Origin of the sequence: Dorea sp. AF24-7LB (genome assembly GCF_003478575.1) — a bacterium.
Lineage (GTDB): Bacteria > Bacillota > Clostridia > Lachnospirales > Lachnospiraceae > Dorea_D > Dorea_D hominis.
The window spans coordinates 113,719-138,479 of sequence record NZ_QUFR01000008.1; the positions used below are offsets into that span (position 1 = coordinate 113,719).

Here is a 24,761-nt window from a genome sequence, read left to right on the forward strand (position 1 = left end):
CGGAAAGGAGGGTTTATGGTGAGAGCTGCAGGTATTTTAATGCCCATTACTTCTCTTCCTTCCCCATATGGAATAGGAACCTTAGGTCAGACCGCACGTGATTTCATCCAGTTTCTTGAGAAATCTGGTCAGACATACTGGCAGATTCTTCCTATTTGCCCAACCGGATATGGAGATTCTCCCTATCAGTCATCTTCTACCTTTGCAGGCAATCCTTATATGATCGATCTTAATGATCTTGTTTTGGAAGGATTACTGCAACGCGCTGACTTTGAAAATTTCTCCTGGGGAGACGAACCTGAAAAAATAGATTATAAGCTACAATATGAACAGCGTTTTGCTGTTCTAAAAAAATCTGTCGGAAACGTTTCTACGAACATGGCTGACAGTCTGGCTGCATTTTTGCAGACAGAAGCTTACTGGTTAGATGATTATGCCTTATATATGGCTGTTAAGAATCATTTCGGTGGAACCGCATGGTCCCAATGGCCAGAACCGGTAAGACTTCGTGACACGAATAAATTAGAGGAACTAAAAACAACTCTTGCAGAAGACATTTTATTCTGGAAAACAATCCAGTTTCTCTTCTTCCACCAATGGAACAAGTTAAAAGCTTATGCCAGTCAACATCACATTCAGATTATCGGCGATCTTCCAATTTATGTTTCCGAAGACAGTGCCGATGTATGGGCACACCCGGAACAGTTCCAGTTAAATGAAGAGTTACGTCCAACAGAAATCTCCGGATGTCCTCCAGATGGATTTTCGGAAGATGGACAGCTCTGGGGAAATCCACTATTTAATTGGGATTATATGAAAGAAAATGAGTTTTCCTGGTGGATAACAAGAATTGCACATCAAATGAAAATCTATGATGTGTTGCGAATTGATCATTTCCGTGGATTTGATTCCTACTTTGCAATTCCTTACGGAGATAAAACTGCGAAAAACGGAGTTTGGAGGAAAGGTCCGGGAATTGACTTCTTCCAGACTGTAAAAGAAAAACTTGGGGATCTTCCAATCATTGCCGAGGATCTTGGTTTTTTAACAGACTCCGTACATCAGTTACTGAAAGAAACCGGATTCCCTGGAATGAAAGTGTTAGAGTTTGCTTTCGACACCCGTGACACCGGTTATGGCTATCTGCCTCACTGTTATACAAGAAACTGTATCGTATATACCGGTACTCACGACAATGAGACGATCAACGGCTGGTTTGAAACCGCTCCGGAAGAAGACACAGCCAATGCGATCCGTTATCTTCGTCTGACAAAAGAGGAAGGGTACCACTGGGGTATGATGCGCAGTGCATGGGCAAGCGTATCTGATACAGCGATCATGCAGATGCAGGATCTTCTTGGTCTCGGACATGAAGCCCGGATCAACACCCCATCAACGCTGAGTGATAACTGGACCTGGCGATGCAAGCCTGAAGACATCTCAGATGAACTCGCAAAGCAGTTATATGAAGAAATGAAAATATACGAAAGACTTCCTCAAATATAGAAGCGAAAGGGCGTAAATGCATTCACATTTACGCCCTCTTTTTCTTTAAATTCCAAGACACATTCTTATGATTCCTAAAATCAGCAAATGCACCGGATAGAAAAGATAATTTACTAACTTATTCTGTTTTCCACGCTCTCCATTATAAGTAAGTGTCAATCCAAATCCAAGCAGAGCCCACGGCTCTTTAAACATAGAGAGGTAACAAAACGGAATTCCAAGTGCCCATCTCTCATGAAAAATATAACAGAAATAACCGATCAGCACCGCATGATGTTCATAGTCCAGACTTGTATTCATTGCTACAAAGCACAATACCGCTACAATGAGAAATGATACGAAATACCATAACGCCTTCGGTAATGATGCCATCTTCTCTTTCAATACGTCGATCACCCAGATCATAGCAAGCACAAGTGCCAGCGTGAACATAATATTGTTCCAGTTGACTTCAACAAATCTGGCCGATGTGCACATATCAAACGGAACCTCTGATATTACTCCAAATACAAGAAGTGTAGTTAAATATCTCCACTTATTCCTTGTGTGGAAATATCCTTCCACAAGAAGGAAGATGAATATCGGGAAAGCGATTCTTCCTAAAATATCAAAAAAATCACTCAATCGATTCAATGCTCCGCCATCCAGATTCGGATAGATCAGTGCTTTATTTGTATGGTCAATAAGCATTGATAAAAAAGCGATATATTTTAGCTGCGCTCCTGAGAATATCTTGATTCTTTCTTTTATATTGTTCATAGATTTTTTTCAGACACCTTTCTTATTTATATTCTAGTAATTTTCTGTGTGAAGCTCGTGTGCTCTCTCGATGGCTGCCACACCTTTTCTGCCCAACACAAGCTCATATTCTGTCGATTATAGCGGAATAAATGCATTTATACAATCTTATATATAATGACTTTTGTCAAGAGGTAAATTGAAAAAAATCACTACAAGTTTATTAAATTTTATCTGGCGAACCCGTGCCAACATAGATTGCTCATAGATAGCTCGAACCTTGAAGGATGCTAAAGCCCTTTCAGGGATTCTCCGGTTAATTGTTGTTTGCTTCGCTGTAAGCAACGTACAGATGCTTACGATTTTCTGTAGCTTCCGGGGGAAACACCATATTTTCTTTTGAAAATACGATTAAAATAAGACAGATTATCGAAACCGCTTTCTTCTGCGATCATCAGAATAGATTCATCGGATGATTTAAGAAGCCTTGCAGCCATAGCAAGACGATAATCGTTTAAATATTCGGTAAATCCAGTTCCCATATGAACTTTGAAAAACTTCATAAAATGAGATTTACTGTAAAAGGTAAGTTTCGCCATGTCATCAATTGTAAGTTTTTCTGTATAATGCTCTTCTACATATTTCAAAACAGTTTTCATTTTCTCCAAGGATTTTGGATTGTGAGAAATGGAAACTGTTTTTTTCTGTCTTTCAGAAATCAGAAGAAAGAAAAAGTAAAACAGTGCACTTTTTACTGCAAGCTGCCACCCGGTTGTCTGGTCTGCACAGACAAGGTCAATCTGTCGGATGCAATTGCTTAGAGACTCAAAAACTTCATGAGCAGGAGTAAGAAAATGTTCCACCGGCAAAGTCCCGTCAAGAAGCGGCTTCATGTATTGAAGCATACACAAATCATTTGCTCCGGAAGAAAGTAACTCCGGTTTAAAAATAATATTTTCATACTCCATTTTATAAGAAGCATCCTGCTCAATGGCATGAAGACAGCCCGGACATATCATAATAATATCTCCGCTGTGCACCAGATGCTTATCAAAATCCACAGAAACATAACCCTGCCCTTTTTTAATAACGACAAGTTCCATCTCATCGTGCCAGTGCAACGGCACTCCCGGAAAATCAAGCGGAATAGAGCATAGATACGTATTATAAGGAAATTCTGCGGATGTATGTGCTTTTGTTTCGTGATAGTTCTGATATTCATTAATATTCATAAGAAAACAAAGTCCTTTCAACGAGTCCATAAAAATCTATTAGAATGATAGTATTGTACAATAAATTACAAGTATATTGCAAGATATTGGCATGGAATCATATTAAAATACAATTATAAACCAATGACAAAACAGCAAAAATGTTACATAAACCCGAATTCGATTTGAAAGGAGATTATTCAAATGAACATTCAGACAACATTACAGGAAAAACTTGGAAAAGAGATCGCGCAGGCTTCCAATGAAGAAATCTATGACGCACTTCTTAGCATGGTGCAGGAAATGGCAGGCGAAAAGGAACGCACAGACAGCAAAAAGAAGCTGTACTACATTTCCGCAGAATTCCTTATTGGAAAACTGCTTTCTAACAATATGATCAATCTTGGTATTTTCAATGAAGTAAAAGATGTGCTCGCACAAAACGGAAAGAACATTGCGGAGATTGAAGAAGTAGAACCAGAGCCGTCACTCGGCAATGGCGGACTTGGACGTCTGGCAGCTTGTTTCCTTGACTCAATCGCAACACTCGGACTTGCCGGAGACGGTGTCGGTCTGAACTATCATCTCGGACTTTTCAAACAGGAGTTTAAAAACAATCTTCAGCGAGAAACTCCGAATCCATGGATCGAATCAAAATCATGGCTGAAAAAAACAGATGTTATTTACCCGGTGTCATTCAAAGGGCTTAATGTAAATGCAAGAATGTATGACATCGAAGTGACAGGATACAACAATAAGACAAATAAATTACATCTCTTTGACATCGACTCTGTAGATGAGACGATCGTGGAGGATGGAATTGCTTTTGATAAAGAAGACATTGAGAAAAACCTGACACTTTTCTTATACCCGGATGACAGCGATGAGAATGGAAGACTGCTTCGCATTTATCAGCAGTATTTCATGGTAAGTGCAGGTGCACAGCTGATTCTCGATGAATGTATAGCAAAGGGGTGCAACCTTCATAATCTTGCTGATTATGCAGTGATCCAGATCAATGATACCCACCCGACAATGGTAATTCCGGAATTGATCCGTCTTCTTGTAGAGAAGGGCTTAGACATGGACGAGGCGATCGAAGTTGTTTCTAAAACATGCGCCTATACAAACCATACCATCCTTGCAGAGGCACTGGAAAAATGGCCGGTATACTATTTGAAGAAGGTCGTTCCACAGTTAATGCCGATCATTGAAGTATTAGATGACAAAGTAAGAAGAAAATATGATGATGAAAGCGTTTCTATTATCGACAGAAATGATACTGTTCATATGGCACATATTGATATCCATTATGGTTTCAGCGTAAATGGTGTTGCTTCTCTTCATACAGACATTCTGAAAGAGACTGAATTAAATAACTTCTACAAGATTTACCCTGAGAAGTTTAATAATAAGACAAATGGTATTACATTCCGTCGTTGGCTGCTGCACTGTAACCCGGCTCTGACAGCACTTCTTGATGAACTCATTGGAGAAGGATATAAAAAAGATGCAGCGGAACTTGAAAAACTGCTTGCGTTTAAGGATGATGAAAAGGTACTTGACCGATTAGTTGCAATCAAACACGCAAACAAAAAAGCATTGTGCAAATATCTGGAAGAGACACAGGGCGTAAAAGTGAGTGCAGACACGATCTTCGACATTCAGATCAAACGTCTCCATGAGTACAAACGTCAGCAGCTGAATGCATTATATATTATTGATAAATATCTTGAAATTAAAGCAGGAAAGATTCCTGCAGCACCTGTGACAGCGATCTTTGGAGCAAAAGCCGCACCGGCTTATGTAATTGCAAAAGATATCATTCATCTGATTCTCTGTCTGCAGGAGATCATTAACAATGATCCTGAAGTAAGCCCATATCTGAAAGTTGTTATGGTTGAAAACTACAATGTAACAAAAGCGGAAAAATTAATTCCGGCATGCGACATTTCTGAACAAATCTCACTTGCATCTAAAGAGGCAAGCGGAACCGGTAATATGAAATTCATGCTGAACGGAGCTATAACACTTGGAACAGAAGACGGCGCAAATGTGGAGATCCACGAGCTTGTCGGCAACGATAACATTTTTGTATTCGGTGCTTCCAGCGACGACGTAATCGAACATTACGTAAAAGCAGATTACGTCGCAAAAGACTTCTATGAAAAGAATCCGTCCATCAAAGCAGCAATTGACTTTATCACAAGCGATGAAATTTTGAAAGTTGGGCAGAAGGAAAACCTTGAAAGATTGCAGCATGAAATCATCAGCAAAGACTGGTTCATGACACTTCTTGACTTTGACAGCTACAAAGAAAAGAAAGAAGAAGCACTGAAAGCTTATACAGATCAGAAAACATGGGCTAAAAAAGCACTTGTAAATATTGCGAGAGCAGGATATTTCTCATCTGATCGAACAATTGAAGAGTACAACAACGACATCTGGCATCTGTAAGAGGAGGAGCACATGGAAAGAGCAAGCGGAGTATTATTACCGGTATTTTCATTGCCGTCCAAATACGGGATTGGCTGTTTCTCAAAAGAGGCATATAAGTTTATAGATCGATTAAAAGAGGCCGTACAGAGTTATTGGCAGATCCTGCCTCTTGGACCGACTGGATACGGGGACTCCCCGTACCAGTCCTTCTCCACATACGCAGGAAATCCATATTTTATTGATCCCAAGACATTGATCAAAGAAGGACTTCTGACAAAAAAAGAATGTAAAGCGTATGACTTTGGAGACAAGGCAGACTGTATTGATTACGAAAAAATTTACAATTCTAGATTCAAAATGCTGAAAAAAGCATTTGCGCGTTTTAAAAATGACGAAGCATATGATCACTTTATAAATGAAAATGCATACTGGCTGGATGATTACAGTCTTTACATGGCAATCAAAGACAGTAAAAATGGAAGCAGCTGGAATGAATGGGAAGCTCCTCTAAAAAACCGTGAAGAGGATGCACTTGAAAATGCAAGAAATGAACTGGCAGAAGAGATTGCATTTTATAAATTCCAGCAATATGAATTCGATAAACAATGGACAAAGCTTCATGCCTATGCAAATGCACAAGGCATTCAGATCATCGGTGATATTCCAATCTATGTAGCGTTTGATGGTGCGGATACATGGGCATCTCCAGAGTTATTCCAGTTTGATGAAGCGAATAACCCGGTAGCAGTAGCAGGATGTCCTCCGGATGATTTTTCTGCAACCGGACAGCTGTGGGGCAACCCATTGTACAATTGGGACTATCATAAAAAGACCGGGTACGACTGGTGGATCAAGCGGATCCGTCATTGTTTCAAATTATATGACGTAGTCCGAATTGATCATTTCCGTGGATTCGATGAATATTATTCCATTCCTTATGGAAATAAAACCGCAGTAGATGGCACATGGATGCCTGGGCCTGGAATGGAACTCTTCCGCACAATTATCCAAAGAACAGCGTTGTGTATACCGGCACGCATGACAACGATACGACAAGAGGATGGTATCACAGTACAGATAAAGCAACGCGAGATTTTGCAAAAGAATATATGCATACATCACGTCTCGACGAAGACGATCTGGCATGGGATTTTATCCGCCTTACGATGAGCAGCAACGCGAACCTTTGCATCACACCGATGCAGGATCTGCTGAATCTGGATGGCAGGGCGAGAATTAATACACCATCCACACTCGGCGAAAACTGGACCTGGCGTATGGAAAAGAATCAATTTGATGCACAGACAATGAAGCGCTTGAAGCGTATGACATGGTTGTACGAGCGTCTTCCTGAAAAACAAAATAAATCGTTCTAATTTCGGTTGGCCTGAATTAATTGAAGGCATCATTGCACTCATGTGTTACCACCCATCACGGAGATTCAAAAAGGCATTCTAAGCAGGTACTTCCATCCGTTTCAGTTCCGGCAAAATCATACACAGCATTGTAATAAAACACAGACTGCCACCGATTACATTGGACACCGGTTCTGCAAGGAACACACCGGAAGTTCCCATATTTAAAACGTATGGCATAAAATATGTCAGCGGCACAACTATAAACACTTTACGAAGCAGGGAGAAGAAAATCGCCTGCTTCTTTTTGTTCAGGGATTTGAATACTGTCTGTCCCATATATTGGAAATCCATAAAAATAAATGCTGCGAAATACTGATTAAGCGCAGTCATTGCATCCTGCATCAATTTTGCATCTGTACTGAAAATACGTATAAGCGCACCTGGTTCCAGAATAATCACACTCCACATAACTCCGGTATACAAAATCATCATCATTGCCAGTACAACGCCCGCCTTGCGGACTCTTGCCGGGCGTCTTGCACCATAGTTATAACTCAAGATTGGAGATGCCCCCTCATTCATCGCATGGATCGGCGTCTCTACAAGCTGACGCACGCTGGAAATAATCGTCATCACCGAAATATAAATATCGCCTCCGGTCACTGCAAGTACATTGTTACAGCAGATTGTTACCAGGCCGTTTGTAAGTTGCATAATAAATCCTGCCATTCCAAGACTTATAATATTTTTCGCATATCCGATATTTTCTGCTATTTCATTTTTCTTTAGTAGCCGCACCTTTAACTCTGCTTTTCTTGTCAAAAAATAAAATACAAACAATGCAGACAAACACTGTGAAATTACAGTTGCACACGCCGCACCACGTACTCCCATTCCAAATACAAAGATAAACAGAGGATCTAAAATCAGATTCACAACTGCACCGATCGCAACCGAAAGCATACCAACCAGCGAATAACCCTGTGCGTTGATAAATGGATTCATGCTAACTGCAACCATAGATGGAAGCGTACCAATCAGATAGACCATCAGATACGGACGTGCATAAACCATTACACTTCTGGATGCTCCAAACAGTGTCAGAATCGGATGGGAGAATAAAAGTCCGATCATCATTAACAACAAAGCACTGGAACATACAAGCGAAAACGACGTATTCATAATACGTGTTGCCTCTTGCTCTTTCTTTCTTCCTCTGTCTATGGAAAATAAGGGCGCACCACCTCCACCAAACAGATTTGCAAATGCTGTAATGATCACGATAACAGGAAAACAAAGTCCCACTCCTCCAAGCGCTGCTGTTCCTACCTCTGGAATACGCGCAATATATATTCGATCCACAATGTTATATAACAGATTTAAAATCTGCGCCACCAGCATCGGAAGCGCAGCTCCCAGTATATTTCCTGTAACCGTTCCATTTTCAAAATCAATTCGTTTCATTTATATTTAATCCTTTTTATATCTTGCTTTTTAGTATAACACGCACTATTCTATATGTAAAATATGATATCCGGATAACAAGATCATACTTCCGTCTGAACCTGCTCATGTGTAATTGTATGATTTTGAAATCAGCCCTATTATGAGTCAAAAAATGGGACTTTGTCCCGCGATATATGTACAGGAGGACATTAACATGAACGATAAATTAAAACAACAGCTTGACTTTATTCTGGAAATTGATAAAGAGAAAAACATTTTAAGACAGACACATCTGTCCGGCCACGGCAGACGTGAAAATGATGCAGAACATGCCTGGCATATGGCGATCATGGCATATCTTTTAAAAGAATATTCTAACGAACCGGTTGATATTACCAAAGTCATGATCATGTGTCTGATCCATGACATTGTAGAAATTGATGCCGGGGATACTTACGCTTATGACACAGAAGGGCTGAAAACACAGAAAGCACGAGAAGATGCCGCAAAAGAACGAATTTTTTCCTTACTTCCGAATGCACAGAAAGAAGAGCTGACTGCTCTTTTTGACGAATTTGAAGAAACCAGAACCGCTGAATCCAGATTCGCCCACGTAATGGATAACCTACAGCCTCTTCTTCTCAACAACAGCAATGGCGGTGCTGACTGGCGGGAACATGAAGTATACGCCTCACAGGTTTATGGCAGACAGCAGAAAACCAGATATGGCTCTAAGCAGTTATATGAAATTACAGACCAGATTCTGAAAGAAAACATCAAAAAGGGGAACATCAAAGAATAGTTCCCCTTTTAAAGCTACCGCGCTTTAATAGCCCAACGCATCTTCGTAGATCTTGCACGTCCGTTCTGTGCGCACTCCTGCGCAGATGGGCGGATCACATCTTTCGCGTAATCGGAATAAATTCCCGCTTTATATCCAGCTTTTAAAGCCTTTTTCACCAACTTGTCTTCTCCTGAATGGAAAGTAAGAATCGCCACACGTCCTCCCGGTTTTAACGCATCCGGAAGCTTTTCCATAAATTCATACAGTACTTCAAATTCACGGTTTACATCAATACGAAGTGCCTGGAACACCCTCTGGCAAGTCTTGCGGATCGTGTCTTTCTTCTCCTTCTCCGGAAGAAAATCCAGTGTATCTGTAATAAGCTCCCGCAGTTTTGTAGTCGTATCTACACGGTTTCCCTTGCGAATCTCATCTGTAATTGCTTTTGCAATCTCTTCACAGTATGGCTCGTCAGAATTTTCATATAACATTCCGGCAAGCTCTTCCCTGCTGATCTTATCCAAACGCTCTGCAGCGCTGATTCCTTTCTCCTGATTCAGCCGCAGATCCAGCGGACCGTCAGCACGGAAAGAAAATCCTCGTTTCGGATTATCGATCTGCATAGATGAAACACCCAGATCCGCAAGGATAAAATCAAAACCACCTATTTCTTCTGCAATCTCATCAATCGTACAGAAGTTCTGAAGTTTTACTGTCAGGATATCTTCTCCGAAACCCTGTTCTGCAAGACGTTTCTTTGTCTTTGCTGATTCTTCCGGATCGACATCTGTCGCATACATATGACCTTCGCCTTTCAGACATTCCATCATTGCCTTTGTATGCCCACCATATCCAAGCGTTGCATCAAATCCTGTTTCTCCCGGCTTTATCTGAAAGAAATCCAGGATCTCTTTCACCATGATAGATATATGCATACCGGCAGGTGTATTTCCCTTGCTGATCACATGTGCAATCGTTTCTTTGTATTTCTCCGGATTTAATTCTTTGTATTTTTCTTCATATTTCCGTGGATATTTTCCTTTATATCGTACACGTCTTTTGTGGACTTTCTCTGTATTCTGTTCCATGATAGCTCCTATTCTTTCGTTTTTTCTTCTTTTAATTCCAGTGCAGTCTCATATGCATTGCATTACTTGAAATATTCAAAAATGTCTTTAGTCTGTGCATGCATCAGATAAAAATCAAAATAATCTACACCGCATGCCTTTAACTGGCTTTCAAAAAACGGACGGATATCTTCCTGCTTCTTAAAATATGCCATCGTAAGTTTATCTGTCAAGATGTATTCTTTTCTCTTATGTCTGCTTGTAAGACATTCTTTCACTGCAAGCTCTATTAATTCCTATCAGACCTCTCCTTTCATCACACACTCTCTCACCTGTGCGATTGGCATCTCCTGTTCTCTGGCGATCCGAGCCAGATCTTCATACTCTGCTTTCTGACGTTTTATCCCCCAGCCGGATACTTCTTTTATCCGCACATTGCCATATACCGTCGTTTCAGTCTTCATTGTACGCTTCAATGTATAACGGTTGCAGACAGATTCCCGTACTCCTAAAGTTGTCGTATGTAAAAACAGTAACCGAATCATTTCTTCTCTCTGTTTTTCCTTACACATACAGGTCAGTAAGATTCCCGGTCGGTTCTTTTTCATTCCGACTGCTGTCGTATATACATCCAATACTCCTGCTGCAAATAACTCTTCCATTGCAAATCCAACTGCTTCCGGTGTCATGTCATCCAGGTTACAGCGAAGTTCCACGATATAATCCTGATTATCTGCCGTTTCTCCGCACATTGCACGGACACAGTTTGCTACTTCAAATTCTTTCTGCCCACAGCCGTAACCGATTCCTTCCACACGCATCGGCGGCTGGCTTCCAAATTCTTGAACGAAATATTTTAAAAGCGCAGCTCCTGTTGGTGTACACAGCTCTCCTCTCACCTTTCCGCCGTAAGTTGGAATATCTTGCAGAATCCATGCTGTCGCAGGTGCCGGAACCGGAAGGATTCCGTGTGCGCAGTGGACATGTCCGCTTCCTACGTGTACCGGAGAAGCAACTACACGCTCCGGTTTCAGTTCATGCATCAGAAGACAGACTGCTGTCACATCAGCAATTGCATCCATGGAACCGACTTCGTGAAAATGAATTTCGTCTACCGGGCGACCGTGCACATGGCTTTCAGCCTGTGCGATCAGATCATACACAGCAAGTATGTCTTTTTTTACTTCTTCCGGTATATCCAGATTTCCTACGATTGCAGTAATACTCTGCATATTATGATGGTCATGATGGTGGATGTGTTCGCCGTAATGATGCTCATAATGGTGTGCTTCCTCATGGTAATCTGTGCTTACCTCTTCCATGCCATCTACTTTCACTGTCATGTGCGTTCCTGTAATGCCACATTTCACTGCCGGTTCTGCCTGAAATTCCACTTTCGGTATCCCAAGGCGGTTTAGACGCTTTACAAACTGTTCCGGTTCCGGATGCAGCTCCAGAAGTGCGGCACTTAACATATCACCTGCCGCGCCCATTCCACAGTCTAAATATAATGTTTTCATCTCTTCCCCTCCATATGATTGATCATGCTCGCCAGATAACCGGCGCCAAATCCATTATCAATATTCACAACGCTAACTCCGCTGGCGCAGGAATTTAACATTGCCAGCAGTGCCGACACGCCGCCAAAACTTGCGCCATAACCGACACTGGTCGGCACTGCGATCACTGGACAGTCTGCAAGTCCGCCGATTACCGATGCAAGTGCACCTTCCATCCCGGCAACTGCAACAATCACCCGTGCTGTCATAATCTCTTCCCGATGTGCCAGCAGACGGTGAAGTCCCGCAACACCTACATCATACAGACGTATGACTTCATTTCCGAAACACTCTGCTGTCTGTGCAGCTTCCTCTGCCACCGGCAGATCACTCGTTCCGGCAGCCGCCACAACGACCTTACCGATTCCATCCGGCTCCGGTATCTCTCCTACCAGCCCGATTCTACTGTATTTATCATATTTTATTAGAAAATCCTGTTCAACCGCCTCCGCCGCTTCGCTGCTCATGCGGGTGATCAGAATACTTTTCTGTCCCTGCTGTACCATGGATGCAACAATATCATGAATCTGCTCCGGCGTCTTTCCTGCACCATAGATCACCTCTCCAATTCCCTGCCGGAGAGCCCGGTGATAATCCGGCTTCGCAAATCCCAGATCCTCAAACGGCGCTTCCTTAAGCTTTAACATGGCTTCATCTATATCCAGTTCCCCACTGGAAACCTGTTCCAGCAAAGCGCGTACTTCTTTCTGTTCCACTACGGTTCCCTGCCTTTCATATCCAGTAACACCGTGTCAAACCACGGTGCCAGCCGTTCTCTGATCTCTTTTCGTTTCTCAATCGCATGCATCATATCTTCCGGCTGAAACTGCAGACGAGCTGCGCCATGAAATACGCGCACGCGGAAATCAGTATATCCCATCTGAAAGAGCTCTTCTTCTGCATGCTCAACTTTCTTTAACATCTCTGCTTCAATCCCTGTCCCTGTCTGAATTCTTGTCGCGAGACAGGCATATGCAGGTTTGTTCCAGGTAAACAATCCGGCTTCTTTTGAGAGGCAGCGGATTTCCATCTTTGTCAGTCCACATTCTCTGAGCGGAGAACGAACCTGCATTTCCTTCAATGCTCTCATTCCCGGACGGTCTCCGACATCATCAGATGCATTCGTGCCATCGATCAACACAGTATATCCATCCGAGACTGCTCTTTCTTTCAACAGTCCGAACAACACTGTCTTGCAATAATAACAACGGTTTGCCGGATTCTTTACCACTTCTTCATGGCTTAAAATCTCATGCGAAATCACTGTCAGCTCTACACCCACCTGTTTTGCAAAACGTCTTGCATCCTCCAGCTCAAATTCCGGCTGAAATGCTGTTTTTATAAAATACGGTTTGATATCTACGCCACACTGCGCTGCAGCATAAAGCAGATATGAAGAATCTACGCCACCGGAAAAACCCAGTGCAATTTTAGGATTCTCTTTAAAAAATCCTGTCAGATTCATGAGTTTGGTCCTCCTATTGCTTCAACATCTGCCGATTCCATCAGTTCCTTATTATATAATAAATCTTCCGCCTGGCCATCTGCAAATAGCAAAATCACTTTTTTCGCAGACACACTGTCAGACCTGCCCTTATCAGATTCTTCTATGTATCTTATTCTCTCTGCTGGTTTCTCCAATCTTTCCAATACATCTGTCAGAATCTCCGGACGCATCTGGTATACAAAATTCAGAATACCTGCTGTAATAATGCCTTCCACAAAGCCAATCGCCAGATGAATTGGCTGCATCAGCAGTACAAATGTATGAAATGGTAGCTCTGTCACGCCTGATGCCAGTGTCTGTAGAACAACACAAAAAGCCCCCAGTTGCAATCCCACTACACAGGATACAACGGAAGCAATCATAATCCTCTTATGTGTCACGCCTTTTCTTAAGATTGGTCTGAAAATAAGCGGACATACGAACAGGCAGGGAATGACTCCCATATTAAAAATATTCGCTCCTAATGCCAGAAGTCCTCCATCTGCAAAGAACAGACACTGGATCAGTAAAACTGCGGTCAGCGTCACTACAGCCGGAGTTCCGCCAAGCAGTCCCGCCAGCAGGATTCCACCTCCGATATGTCCGCTGGAACCCGTCCCCGGAATCGTAAAATTAATCATCTGTGCTGCGAAAGTAAATGCCCCTGCAACTGCCATCATCGGCAGATTCTTCTCTCCCAAATCATCCTTTTTAACCTTCTGTACTGCATATGCGATTGATACCGCACTGACTGCATACATCGCACCGCCAACTGCCGGTGAAAGTAATGCATCTGACATGTGCATAAATAATTTCCCTCCCCCAAGATAATTCTACAATACCTTTATTGTACAAGATAAACAATCCTTTTTTCAACCAGAAAAAATTTTTCTTTTCTACATAAAAACACATGCATAATAAAAAAACGGAGACGAAACAGCTTCTATATTTACTGTTTCTCTCCGTTTTGCAGTCATCGAAGATTCAATCGCATTGATCACATCCATGGAATCTATTTCTGCTTTCGCTATTATGCTGTCTTAACTTTTACTGCATCTGCTGCTTTTTCTTTATGTTTATCATACATTGCAAACATTCCTGCCAGTAACGTTCCGGAAATGGAGTGCCATGTACAAGATACCGCACAGATAATTGCAGATTCCGGTGTGGAAGCAAACTGAGCTGTTGTTGTTGCAAGGTTCGTTGCAAGTCCGGCATTCTGCATTCCGACTTCGATAGAAATCGTTCTCTTCTTTGATGTATTCATGCCAACCAGCTTTCCGGCTCCATATCCAAGCAGATAACCAAGTCCGTTATGAAGAAGCACTGCTATGAAAATAACTGCTCCTGACTGGAAGAACTTATCTCCCTGTGAAGATACAACTCCACCGACTACGCAGGCGAGTCCAAGCACGGCAACACCAGGCATCATCTGCTGGATCTCGTGGAACATTCTCTTCTTTCCATATAAATAGTTAAATAAAAATCCAACTGCAACCGGTAAGATAACTGTTTCAATAATAGATACAAACATCGGAAGTCCGTGAATTGTAATTTTTGTTCCACTTGCCAGGAAAGATACCATCAGCGGTGTCATAACCGGCGAAATCAACGTGGAAACTGTTGTCATTCCTACAGAAAATGCTACATCTCCACCGCACAGATAAGACATGATATTGGATGATACACCACCAGGACAACAGCCAACCAGAATCAGTCCAAGTGCAATTCCATCCGGTAGATGCAATGTTTTTGTCAGTGCAAATGCCAGAAATGGCATAATTAAATATTGTGCGATCGCACCCACACAGATATCAAATGGTCTCTGTGCAAGGATCTTAAAGTCTTCTGTTGTCAACGTCAGTCCCATACTGAACATGATAATTCCGATGATCACGGACTGACTGGTAAATTTATTTGCCACCATGTCTGTAAATAATGCCTGATTCACCCATCCCATCATAGACGGTACAAAAAAGGTCACAACTGCGATTGCAATTACAACAATCGATGTGTAGTCTGATAAAAATTTGCTTGCTTTTTGTAATGCTTTCATATTGTTTATTCCTCCTTCATCATACTGCTCACCGATTTTTTCAACGCCTACGGCGGTTGCCTGTGACATCATCATTGTACGCCCCAATGCATATCCTGCCGGAAGCTTTCTATATAACAGGAAATTACATCTCCTGATTATATAAAAAATCCCTCCTCAGACTTCTCATCTGAAGAGGGACGAATTCTATCCGCGTTACCACCCTGATTCTGCAGAAAATCTCTGCAACACTCTGTCGCATACTGACATATGCCATCCCTGTAACGGGGGATACCGGCGAGGTTTACTAATCTTTCTTTCAACCTGCTTCTCAGAGAGGATATCCCGATTCACTTATTGCCTGTTCACACCAGCCACAGGCTCTCTGTAAATAAATATAAATCCGGCTTTGTTCTCATCAACGAATTTCGGTGAACTTTATGTACTTACGTTATTTATTATATACCTGAATTTTCAAAAGTCAAGCAAAAATTAGAACGCACTCTGTTTTTTTGATATTTTATGATGTCTGTTATTTTAATATCTTGCTATACCATTGTATCTTTAATTGCCTGCATCAGCTCATCATATGTCTCATATGCCGGAATCTGTGGATTGTCTGTTTTGATTTGCTCTGTGCTCCGGAATAAAAAGCCAGCTTTACTTGCCTTAATCATGCCAAGGTCATTATAAGAATCTCCGCTGGCGATCGTATCAAAACCGATAGACTGCAATGCTTTTACTGTGCTCAACTTAGACTGCTCAATACGCATCTTGAATCCGGTAATCTCACCATCTTCTGCTACTTCAAGACTGTTGCAGAACAAGGTCGGATACCCCAGTTTCTCCATAAGTGGAGCCGCAAATTCTGTAAATGTATCACTAATCAGTATAACCTGTGTAAAGCTTCTTAATTTATCCAGAAATTCTCTTGCGCCAGGAAGTGGATTAATTCTGGAAATTGTCTCCTGAATTTCCTTCAGTCCAAGTCCATGCTCCTTTAAAATACTCAAACGCCAGTTCATCAATTTATCATAATCCGGTTCGTCTCTGGTTGTTCTCTTTAATTCCGGGATTCCGCTTTCTTCAGCAAATGCTACCCATATCTCTGGTACTAATACACCTTCTACATCTAAACAAGTAATATACATCGCTTCTTCCTCCTGCTGCCGTTCTCTTTTACGTTACTACTTTAACATAGTACATTCATAGTAACACACTTTTACCGCTCTTGCACTTGTTTTTTAGAATAACTATATACCCACATAGACTTTGCCTGTTTCTTTATTCTGCTGTAAGTCCACAGTTTCTGACTGTTCTGACGGCTGAATGGATCATTTACCTGAATCTTTCCGTCCTTCCATCCTGACAACACAATAAAATGTCCATTCTTTGTAAAATCTCCCGGTCCTACACTGCAAATAACCGGATGTCCTTTGCAAAGCTCTGCTTTCAACTGCTTCTTATTCAACATTCCTGCATAGCAGTTCAGTCCCCAATGCTTTGCTGCTTTCTCCATAAATTCCCAGTACGTGTTATTTTCTTCATCGATCAAATTGTGACGTACGCTGTATGCTGCTGTTCTTGCCGGCGTGATCTTCGTATTACCGGTAAGCCCTGACACAACCATGGACATACAGGTCGGTCCGCAGCCGCTGACCGCAACAATGCTGGTTCCATACTTTGTATATCCCCAGCGTTCATCCCACTGGATCAGCTCCGGTATCGTGCCCTTTTGTATCTTCACGCCAATATCTTTTGCTACTGCCTGATCTTTCTTCTCTCCATAGTCCTCCACGAAGTCAATCGTATCTTCGTTCTTGTCCAGTAGCTCAATGACACCTTTCGGATAGCCCTGGTTCTTTGCCATTGCTTTCACCCGTTCGAGACGGCTTGTGTACATCTCTTCCTGTGTCTTATTCTGTATTACTTCCTTCGTCTTCGACGACAGATCATCTTCCTTTCCCGCCGAGGGATGTCCTATGGCAAACGCGACTGCAAGCAGCACAAAAAATCCTGCAGTCATCATGTAAATCCTTCTTCTGAGAATCTGTTTTCGTTTTTTATTTTTCTGTTTTTTGATTTCTTTCATCTGTATATGACTCTCCTTATCTGAGAGACATTATACAATATGTTACAAAATAATTACAAGGTGAGTCATCTTATAATTTTCTTAACAATTCTTAAAAAAGAAAAATTTGACATGTTCTCAAAATACAGTTATCCTAACCACATACACATCCAATACTCACAAGGAGGACCAACTACATATGAAAATCGTTTTTTTAGATGCAAAAACTATCGGCGATGATATCGATCTGTCCGGTTTTGATGCAATCGGCGATGTCACACGCTACGCATTTTCTACATCCGAAGAAGTACCGGAACGCGTGAAAGATGCCGATGTCATTATCGTTAATAAAATACAGATAAATGAATCTACCATCGGTACTGCCGAGGATCTGAAACTGGTGTGCGTCACTGCTACAGGCACGAACAACCTGGACAAGGATTATCTCGACAAACGAGGAATTGCATGGAGAAATGTTGCCGGCTATTCTACGGAATCTGTTGCGCAGCATACATTTGCCATGTTCTTCTATCTGCTGGAACATCTGCGATACTATGATGAATATGTCAAATCTGACCGTTATACCAATGACACAATATTTACACATTTTGAAAAAGTATTCTACGAATTAAAGGGAAAAACATGGGGAATCATCGGACTTGGCAACATCGGCCGCCGCGTTGCTTCTATCGCTTCCGCTTTCGGTGCTGATGTTATCTACGCTTCTCCATCCGGCAGTGCCCCGCAGGACGGTTACCATCAGGTCGATTTGGATACGCTGTACCGTACTTCGGATATTATTTCTGTTCACGCACCACTAAATGAATATACCGACGGACTACTTGATCTCGACGCTTTCTGTAAGATGAAGAAAAGCTGCATTTTCCTGAATCTCGGACGTGGTCCGATCGTTGTAGAAAAAGACCTTGCAACGGCTCTGAAAACCGGTCTCATCCAGGCAGCCGGCCTGGATGTACTTGCTGTAGAACCGATGAGCCCAGACTGTCCGTTGCGCGAATTAAAGGATTATCCGAACCTCCTCATCACACCGCATGTAGCATGGGCAAGTATTGAAGCCAGAACCAGACTCATGCAGATCATTCTCGGACAGGTGAAAGAATTCTTTCATGTAGAATAAGATAGAATGTGCCTTGGCATATTCTCGCGCCGAGCACGATTGCCTGCAACATATTACCTCTTCGTGCGAGTACGCATCCCCCGGAGGGTTTATGTAATAGGAGCGAAGTTTCCTATTACATAAAAGCCTTCCCTGACGCATATATTTTTTAATAAATATATGTACAGGGGAGGCTTTTTATGGAATCTATAACAAAACCAGTAATCGGCATTGTATTTTGCGGCTTTTCAGATGACCGCCTATTTGTGCCATTTTCCTATATTCAGGCAATTGAAAAAAGTGATGGAATTCCTGTCATTATTCCTTATCTTTCTGACGCGGACTCACTCTCCAGCTACTTGAGCATCTGCGATGGTTTCCTGTTCTGCGGCGGTGATGATATCACACCGGAACTTTTTGGTGAAGAATTGCAGACTGATCACGGTACTACCGACAGAAAAACCGATCAGTTTCATCTTACGCTGATGCAGAAAGTACTGGATTTTCATCTTCCTGTACTAGGCATCTGCCGCGGTATGCAGGTGTTAAACCTTGCGCTCGGCGGAACAATCTATCAGGATCTGTCTCTCCGTAACCGGAACTCCTTCAATCATATCCAACGTTCTCTCGACCGCAGCGATCCCTGCCATACGGTTGCTTTCGCATCTCATAGCCTGCTATATGAAATTTGTGGGAATTCCTGTGCTGTCAACAGCTATCACCATCAGTGTGTCAAAACATTAGGAAAACATATAAAAATGACAGGTATCACTTCCGACGGCGTCATCGAATCCATTGAATCTACCGGTCACACTTTCGCAATCGGTGTACAGTGGCATCCCGAGTGCATGTACACAAACTGCGAAGCAATGCGCCGTTTATTTGATCAATTTGTCCGAAAGGCTGCCAGTGCGAAACACCTGTCACTTCCTTTAAGCGCTTCTCTCAAACTGTGAATTATAGAGATCCGCATAAAATCCATTTTTAGCGAGCAGTTCCTCATGATTTCCCTGCTCCACAATATCTCCGTCTTTCATAACAAGGATCAGGTCTGCATCTCTGATCGTAGACAGACGGTGTGCAATGATGAAACTTGTTCTTCCACGCATCAGGTTATCCATCGCTTTCTGGATTTGGATCTCTGTACGTGTATCTACGGAACTTGTTGCTTCATCGAGAATGAGGATCTTCGGATCCTCCAAGATTGCTCTCGCAATGGTCAGGAGCTGTTTCTGCCCCTGTGACACGTTGCTTGCCTCCTCATTCAGTTCCATGTTATAGCCCCCCGGAAGTGTCTGTACAAACCGGTGTACATGTGCCGCTTTCGCAGCCTCTACCACTTCCTCATGTGTGGCATCTAATTTACCATAACGGATATTTTCTTCAATACTTCCCTTGAACAGCCACGTATCCTGCAGTACCATGCCAAACATTTTTCGAAGCTCGGAACGATTAAAATCACGGATATCATGTCCATCTACTTTGATCGCGCCTTCATTCACATCGTAGAAACGCATCAGAAGTTTTACCATCGTTGTTTTACCGGCTCCGGTTGGACCTACGATCGCAATCTTCTGTCCCGGCTCCACTTTCACACTGAAATCATTGATGATTATATGATCTGGGTTATATCCGAAATGTACATGGTCAAACTCTACGCGGCCTTCCAGATCATCGACCGGCTCGGAATCCGTAACTGTCTGTTCTTCTTCCTCTTCTTCCAGAAATTCAAATACACGCTCAGATGCGGCTGCTGTAGACTGCAGCATATTTGCCACCTGCGCTACCTGCTGGATCGGCTGCGTAAAATTCCTTACATACTGAATGAAGGACTGGATATCTCCAACTTCGATTACGCTTTTCATTGCCAGATAACCGCCCAGAATAACTTCTGCCACATAGCCTAAGTTGCCGACAAACTGCATGATCGGCATCATCATTCCGGATAAAAACTGCGATTTCCATGCGGACTGATACAACATATCGTTATCTTTATCAAATGTTGCAATTACATCTTGCTCTTTATTAAATGCTTTTACAATATTATGCCCGCCATACACCTCTTCTACCTGTCCGTTGACATGTCCCAGATATTCCTGCTGACTCATGAAATATTTCTGCGAGCGTTTTACAATTACGGAAATAAATCCCATAGAAATCGGAAGCAGTAAAAGTGCCGTCAATGTCATAAGCGGACTGATACTGAGCATCATAATAAGTACACCGATGATTGTTGCTACCGATGTAATAACCTGTGTCGCACTCTGGTTCAGACTCTGGCTAAGTGTATCGACATCATTCGTAATTCTCGAAAGCACTTCTCCATGTGTCATTTTATCAAAATAATTCATCGGCAGACGATTGATCTTCTCCGAAATCTCTTTTCTCATACGATAAGTCAGTTTTTGCGATACACCTGTCATGATATATCCTTGAATAAAGGAAAATAATGCACTGCACAGGTACAATACTAATAACATTCCAAGTATTTTCCCAATTTTCGTGAAATCAATTCCTGAACCACCGGAAACTTTCCGAACAAGTCCTTTGAAAATCTCGGTTGTTGCTCTTCCGAGTATTTTCGGTCCGACAATGTTAAATACTGTACTCCCAATTGCAAATATAATTACTGCCACAATGGAGATTTTATAAGCTCCAAGATACTGTAACAGCTTCTTCATCGTACCCTCGAAATCTTTTGCTTTTTCTACAGGGGCTCCCGGACCTCTGCGCATACGTCCTCTTGCCATATTAGTCCACCTCCTTCATATCTGCTTCCAGCTCCTTCTCAGATAACTGGGAAGATGCGATCTGATAATATGCTTCACAGGATTTCAACAATTCTTTGTGTGTACCTTTTCCGACAATCTGTCCATCATCCAGAACAATGATCTGCTCAGCATGAAGAATCGTGCTGATTCGTTGGGCAACAATCATGACAGTACTGTCTTTTGTCTTCGCTTTTAACTCTTTTCGAAGCACCGCATCCGTTTTGTAATCCAGCGCGGAAAAACTGTCATCGAAAATATATACATCCGGATGTTTGGCAATTGCTCTCGCAATTGAAAGTCTCTGTTTCTGTCCTCCTGATACATTGGAACCGCCCTGTGAAATCGGACTGCGATATTTCTTTTTCTTTGTATCAATAAATTCCTGTGCCTGTGCAATTCCGGCCGCCTCGATCATTTCTTCTTCGCTTCCGTCTGGATTACCATACATAATATTGGAAGCAATATCACCGGAGAACAGAATTCCTTTCTGAGGCACATATCCAAGACGGGCACGCAGATCATGCTGCGAAACTTCCCGGATGTCCGTTCCGTCAATTGTAATCTTTCCTTCTGTCACATCGTAAAATCTTGGAATCAGATTTACCAGCGTAGATTTACCGCTTCCGGTACTTCCGATAAATGCGGTTGTCTCTCCCGGTTTTGCTGTAAATGACAGATCATGCAGTACATCTTCTTCAGCTCCCGGATAGCGGAACGAAACATGTTCAAATGCAACTTCACCCTTCTCATTTTTCGCAAATGTCCGCGGTGTTTCCGGATCATTGATTTTTGTCTCGCTCTTCAATACTTCGTCTACACGGGTTGCTGATACTGCTGCTCTCGGAAGCATGACTGAGATCATACAAATCATCAGGAATGCCATAATAATCTGCATTGTATACTGGATAAATGCCATCATATCGCCAACCTGCATTGCTCCATCATTGACACTGTACCCACCGATCCATACAATCAGAACGGTAATACAGTTCATAATCAGCATCATGGTCGGCATCATAAATGTCATGGCACGGTTGACAAATAAATTTGTTTTTGTCAGATTTTTATTTGCTTCATCAAATCTTTTTTCTTCATGTTTTTCTGTACTGAACGCACGGATAACCGGAAGTCCTGTTAAAATCTCACGGCTGACAAGGTTCAACCGGTCAACCAGATCCTGTACGATCTTGAATTTTGGCATAACAACGAAAAATAATACCGCTACAACCAATACGATCAATCCAACAGCAAGTGCAATGATCCAGGACATATCCACATTTGTATGGAACACTTTCGTAATTCCTCCGATTGCCATAATCGGTGCATATAATACCATACGCAGAATCATAACCGTTAAAAGCTGAATCTGCTGAATATCATTCGTACTTCTAGTAATCAGAGACGCAGTTGAAAATTTATCAAATTCTCCATTGGAAAATCCTACTACCTTACGGAATACGTCCCTTCTGAGTCCACGTCCGATTGCCGCACCTACTCGTGATGCCATAAGACCGACTATAATACTTGCGATCATTCCCAACGCTGCCAGTGCAAGCATCTTCGCACCTGTATTTAAAATATAATGTGACTCATATTTATCCATATCTATTCCGATATGTTTATATGCACCTTTAATATAAGTTGAGGCTGCCTGATCCAGCATAGAGTCCGGGAATTTATCCATCTTCTTTTCTATCTTTTTCACAAGCTCCTCACGCTGTGCGCCTTTCATCTGACCAAATATGTCATAAATGGACATTTTGTCAATCTTCTTATCAATCTCTTTTTCTGATTTCTTTAACTGTGAGGCTGCTTGGCTTGCATTAACAGTCTGCTTGGCTTCCTCTGGCTGCACCTGTGACGAAAGTGCTGCCTGGCTCGCATCTTGCATCTGGCTCTTCATCTGCGCTTTCATCTGCTGCTTCATCTGATCTTTCATCTGGATTTCTATCTTTTTCGACATGTCACTTCCAGAATTAAATCCCGCTGCCAGAAGCATTGGTTTTGCTAACAGATTCGACAGTTTATTCATTTTATTCTCATCTGTTTTAACAGAGGATTTCAACTGCCATACTTTTTGCTTTGTATCATATTTTTTGCTGCTTTTCGTATAAGCATTTTTCACAGTACTTTGATCCTTCTCCGGAACCAGAAGTAACAAATGCTCCAGATCTTCCTCACCAATCTGCTCCGGAATCTTTTCATCAATTCCGTTTTGCTGAATTCCGACATTTACAATATCCGAAGTATATGTCGGTAATGACAGATCACAGTATGCCTGCACAACCAGTACGCACAAAATCGCCGCTACAACGCCTGCATATGGCTTCATAAATTTAAAAAGTTTACTCATAGATGTCTCTCCTCCATAATTGAACACATATCCATGCCCTGGATTTCTTTATAATTCAACATATTTGTCCGCATGCGAAGCATAATTCTTTGCAGTTCTTTCCGTTCTTCTCCGGAAATACCTTCATAAAGACCTGCTTCCAACATGTGCATCGTCTCTCTTAATTCATTCAGACAATCTGCTCCCTGATCTGTTATCGTAATTCTCTGAATTCTTTGATCTTTTTCATCTACTTTTCTCTGCACATATCCCTGTTTTTCCAATTTTCGAAGTGCTACCGTCATCGATGGTGGTGTAATTCCTATCAGCTTTGCCAGTTCACGCTGCGATAATTCGCCTTCTGAACGTAAAATAAACATAATACCTACCTGATTCGGTTTAAGATGAAAAGATTCCATCTCTCTCATTGCCTGATATTTTACTAAATGAGCGACCTGTTGGATCAGCATAAAACCTGATTCCATCCATTTTCTCTTCATGTTGTATTCCCCTCCCATAATCACCGCGCTCTCTTTTTATTTTCCTTTATTTAACCTGCGAAACCTGCCACTGGCAGCTTCCTCTGTAATCTATGGAAACAGTGATAAAACTTGTCTCTATAGCAAAAACGTTAGACTTTTAATAATTAGATGACTAATCATTAAAAGTCTAACGTTTAGGATACTCACTTCTTATATAAATGTCAAGAGAGTTTATATATTTTTTATAGAAGATTTGTTTGTATTTGCACGGATACATGCGTTTTTCTCGTCGTTATAACAAAAAAAGCGACTGGCTTTATACCAATCACTTCTGTAAGTTATATACCTTCAAAACTGCA

The 24,761-nt window shown here is 41.9% G+C and carries 20 protein-coding genes, 1 pseudogene and 1 other annotated feature; of the genes and pseudogenes, 6 read left to right on the forward strand and 15 right to left on the reverse strand.

Translation table 11 applies throughout. From position 1 onward, the window contains the following. Positions 1-15 precede the first annotated feature (15 nt). Positions 16-1,506, forward strand: a complete 1,491-nt coding sequence (gene malQ, locus DWY31_RS09520; protein ID WP_199671969.1) for a 4-alpha-glucanotransferase — start codon at positions 16-18, stop codon at positions 1,504-1,506. A gap of 45 nt (positions 1,507-1,551) precedes the next feature. Here malQ (DWY31_RS09520) and DWY31_RS09525 read toward each other — a convergent pair whose 3' ends face one another. Together DWY31_RS09525 and DWY31_RS09530 are read right to left on the reverse strand one after the other, a co-directional pair. Continuing rightward, entirely contained in the window at positions 1,552-2,265 is a 714-nt protein-coding gene (locus DWY31_RS09525) for a TraX family protein (protein WP_117538208.1), read from the reverse strand. Positions 2,266-2,600: 335 nt separating this feature from the next. Next, positions 2,601-3,476 (reverse strand): AraC family transcriptional regulator, encoded by an 876-nt coding sequence (locus DWY31_RS09530; RefSeq protein ID WP_021859894.1) that lies wholly within the window; start codon positions 3,474-3,476, stop codon positions 2,601-2,603. A 183-nt stretch (positions 3,477-3,659) separates the two neighbouring features. Between DWY31_RS09530 and DWY31_RS09535 the strand changes: the two genes are divergently transcribed. Both DWY31_RS09535 and malQ (DWY31_RS09540) read left to right on the forward strand, forming a co-directional pair. Beyond that, positions 3,660-5,912 carry a glycogen/starch/alpha-glucan phosphorylase gene (locus DWY31_RS09535; protein ID WP_199671972.1) on the forward strand — a complete coding sequence of 751 codons (2,253 nt, stop codon included), beginning with the start codon at positions 3,660-3,662 and terminating at the stop codon, positions 5,910-5,912. A gap of 12 nt (positions 5,913-5,924) precedes the next feature. After that, positions 5,925-7,270, forward strand: a pseudogene (malQ, locus tag DWY31_RS09540) (4-alpha-glucanotransferase). Positions 7,271-7,348: 78 nt separating this feature from the next. On the opposite strand, the gene DWY31_RS09545 reads toward malQ (DWY31_RS09540), so the two are convergent. Next, on the reverse strand, positions 7,349-8,716 hold the full coding sequence (locus DWY31_RS09545) for an MATE family efflux transporter (protein ID WP_118520257.1): 1,368 nt from the start codon (positions 8,714-8,716) through the stop codon (positions 7,349-7,351). 196 nt (positions 8,717-8,912) lie between these two features. Here DWY31_RS09545 and DWY31_RS09550 point away from each other — a divergent pair, with 196 nt between their 5' ends. Continuing rightward, positions 8,913-9,500, forward strand: coding sequence for an HD domain-containing protein (locus DWY31_RS09550; protein WP_118520259.1), 588 nt, complete (start codon positions 8,913-8,915; stop codon positions 9,498-9,500). Positions 9,501-9,514: 14 nt separating this feature from the next. Here the strand turns inward: DWY31_RS09550 and rsmH are convergent, their stop codons facing one another. The 9 genes from rsmH to DWY31_RS09595 all read right to left on the reverse strand — a co-directional run bounded on the left by rsmH (position 9,515) and on the right by DWY31_RS09595 (position 17,721). Continuing rightward, the gene (gene rsmH / locus DWY31_RS09555) at positions 9,515-10,570 is read right to left on the reverse strand and encodes a 16S rRNA (cytosine(1402)-N(4))-methyltransferase RsmH (RefSeq protein WP_118520261.1); all 1,056 of its coding nucleotides are present in this window, start codon (positions 10,568-10,570) and stop codon (positions 9,515-9,517) included. 62 nt (positions 10,571-10,632) lie between these two features. Then, positions 10,633-10,827, reverse strand: a complete 195-nt coding sequence (locus tag DWY31_RS14195) for an aldo/keto reductase (RefSeq protein ID WP_279220075.1) — start codon at positions 10,825-10,827, stop codon at positions 10,633-10,635. Positions 10,828-10,848: 21 nt separating this feature from the next. Next, positions 10,849-12,069 (reverse strand): nickel pincer cofactor biosynthesis protein LarC, encoded by a 1,221-nt coding sequence (larC, locus tag DWY31_RS09565; RefSeq protein WP_118520263.1) that lies wholly within the window; start codon positions 12,067-12,069, stop codon positions 10,849-10,851. Then, the gene (gene larB, locus DWY31_RS09570; protein WP_117538199.1) at positions 12,066-12,824 is read right to left on the reverse strand and encodes a nickel pincer cofactor biosynthesis protein LarB; all 759 of its coding nucleotides are present in this window, start codon (positions 12,822-12,824) and stop codon (positions 12,066-12,068) included. Before larB ends, larC begins: the two co-directional genes overlap by 4 nt. Further along, entirely contained in the window at positions 12,824-13,573 is a 750-nt protein-coding gene (gene larE, locus DWY31_RS09575) for an ATP-dependent sacrificial sulfur transferase LarE (RefSeq protein WP_118288757.1), read from the reverse strand. The genes larB and larE overlap by 1 nt, the downstream gene beginning before the upstream one ends. Beyond that, positions 13,570-14,400: an energy-coupling factor ABC transporter permease gene (locus DWY31_RS09580; RefSeq protein ID WP_118520265.1), complete on the reverse strand. Its 831-nt coding sequence runs from the start codon at positions 14,398-14,400 to the stop codon at positions 13,570-13,572. Before DWY31_RS09580 ends, larE begins: the two co-directional genes overlap by 4 nt. 224 nt (positions 14,401-14,624) lie before the next feature. Beyond that, positions 14,625-15,650: a bile acid:sodium symporter family protein gene (locus DWY31_RS09585; RefSeq protein WP_118520281.1), complete on the reverse strand. Its 1,026-nt coding sequence runs from the start codon at positions 15,648-15,650 to the stop codon at positions 14,625-14,627. Between the two features lie 172 nt (positions 15,651-15,822). After that, positions 15,823-16,060, reverse strand: a binding site (T-box leader). A gap of 117 nt (positions 16,061-16,177) precedes the next feature. Further along, positions 16,178-16,780, reverse strand: a complete 603-nt coding sequence (thrH, locus tag DWY31_RS09590) for a bifunctional phosphoserine phosphatase/homoserine phosphotransferase ThrH (protein ID WP_021859882.1) — start codon at positions 16,778-16,780, stop codon at positions 16,178-16,180. Between the two features lie 71 nt (positions 16,781-16,851). Continuing rightward, positions 16,852-17,721 (reverse strand): C39 family peptidase, encoded by an 870-nt coding sequence (locus DWY31_RS09595; protein WP_118520267.1) that lies wholly within the window; start codon positions 17,719-17,721, stop codon positions 16,852-16,854. A 178-nt stretch (positions 17,722-17,899) separates the two neighbouring features. Between DWY31_RS09595 and DWY31_RS09600 the strand changes: the two genes are divergently transcribed. Then, entirely contained in the window at positions 17,900-18,838 is a 939-nt protein-coding gene (locus DWY31_RS09600) for a D-2-hydroxyacid dehydrogenase (protein WP_118520269.1), read from the forward strand. A gap of 179 nt (positions 18,839-19,017) precedes the next feature. Continuing rightward, positions 19,018-19,773: a gamma-glutamyl-gamma-aminobutyrate hydrolase family protein gene (locus tag DWY31_RS09605; protein WP_118520271.1), complete on the forward strand. Its 756-nt coding sequence runs from the start codon at positions 19,018-19,020 to the stop codon at positions 19,771-19,773. Here DWY31_RS09605 and DWY31_RS09610 read toward each other — a convergent pair. Genes DWY31_RS09610 through DWY31_RS09620 form a run of 3 tightly spaced genes read right to left on the reverse strand, consistent with a single transcriptional unit; the run spans position 19,750 to position 24,420 of the window. After that, a complete protein-coding gene (locus DWY31_RS09610) occupies positions 19,750-21,567 on the reverse strand; it encodes an ABC transporter ATP-binding protein (protein WP_118520273.1) in 1,818 nt (605 codons plus the stop codon). The two genes, DWY31_RS09605 and DWY31_RS09610, sit on opposite strands and share 24 nt — an antisense overlap. Before the next feature lies 1 nt (position 21,568). Further along, complete coding sequence (locus tag DWY31_RS09615; protein WP_118520275.1) at positions 21,569-23,941, reverse strand: ABC transporter ATP-binding protein; 2,373 nt, start codon at positions 23,939-23,941, stop codon at positions 21,569-21,571. Continuing rightward, entirely contained in the window at positions 23,938-24,420 is a 483-nt protein-coding gene (locus DWY31_RS09620) for a MarR family winged helix-turn-helix transcriptional regulator (RefSeq protein ID WP_021859876.1), read from the reverse strand. Before DWY31_RS09620 ends, DWY31_RS09615 begins: the two co-directional genes overlap by 4 nt. Between the last annotated feature and the right edge of the window lie 341 nt (positions 24,421-24,761).

Bases quoted from the DNA above. Each gene is read 5' to 3' on its own strand.
- malQ (WP_199671969.1), top strand. From the start codon at position 16: ATGGTGAGAGCTGCAGGTATTTTAATGCCCATTACTTCTCTTCCTTCC.
- DWY31_RS09525 (WP_117538208.1), bottom strand. From the start codon at position 2,265: ATGAACAATATAAAAGAAAGAATCAAGATATTCTCAGGAGCGCAGCTA.
- DWY31_RS09530 (WP_021859894.1), bottom strand. From the start codon at position 3,476: ATGAATATTAATGAATATCAGAACTATCACGAAACAAAAGCACATACA.
- DWY31_RS09535 (WP_199671972.1), top strand. From the start codon at position 3,660: ATGAACATTCAGACAACATTACAGGAAAAACTTGGAAAAGAGATCGCG.
- DWY31_RS09545 (WP_118520257.1), bottom strand. From the start codon at position 8,716: ATGAAACGAATTGATTTTGAAAATGGAACGGTTACAGGAAATATACTG.
- DWY31_RS09550 (WP_118520259.1), top strand. From the start codon at position 8,913: ATGAACGATAAATTAAAACAACAGCTTGACTTTATTCTGGAAATTGAT.
- rsmH (WP_118520261.1), bottom strand. From the start codon at position 10,570: ATGGAACAGAATACAGAGAAAGTCCACAAAAGACGTGTACGATATAAA.
- larC (WP_118520263.1), bottom strand. From the start codon at position 12,069: ATGAAAACATTATATTTAGACTGTGGAATGGGCGCGGCAGGTGATATG.
- larE (WP_118288757.1), bottom strand. From the start codon at position 13,573: ATGAATCTGACAGGATTTTTTAAAGAGAATCCTAAAATTGCACTGGGT.
- DWY31_RS09580 (WP_118520265.1), bottom strand. From the start codon at position 14,400: ATGCACATGTCAGATGCATTACTTTCACCGGCAGTTGGCGGTGCGATG.
- DWY31_RS09585 (WP_118520281.1), bottom strand. From the start codon at position 15,650: ATGAAAGCATTACAAAAAGCAAGCAAATTTTTATCAGACTACACATCG.
- thrH (WP_021859882.1), bottom strand. From the start codon at position 16,780: ATGTATATTACTTGTTTAGATGTAGAAGGTGTATTAGTACCAGAGATA.
- DWY31_RS09595 (WP_118520267.1), bottom strand. From the start codon at position 17,721: ATGAAAGAAATCAAAAAACAGAAAAATAAAAAACGAAAACAGATTCTC.
- DWY31_RS09600 (WP_118520269.1), top strand. From the start codon at position 17,900: ATGAAAATCGTTTTTTTAGATGCAAAAACTATCGGCGATGATATCGAT.
- DWY31_RS09605 (WP_118520271.1), top strand. From the start codon at position 19,018: ATGGAATCTATAACAAAACCAGTAATCGGCATTGTATTTTGCGGCTTT.
- DWY31_RS09610 (WP_118520273.1), bottom strand. From the start codon at position 21,567: ATGGCAAGAGGACGTATGCGCAGAGGTCCGGGAGCCCCTGTAGAAAAA.
- DWY31_RS09615 (WP_118520275.1), bottom strand. From the start codon at position 23,941: ATGAGTAAACTTTTTAAATTTATGAAGCCATATGCAGGCGTTGTAGCG.
- DWY31_RS09620 (WP_021859876.1), bottom strand. From the start codon at position 24,420: ATGAAGAGAAAATGGATGGAATCAGGTTTTATGCTGATCCAACAGGTC.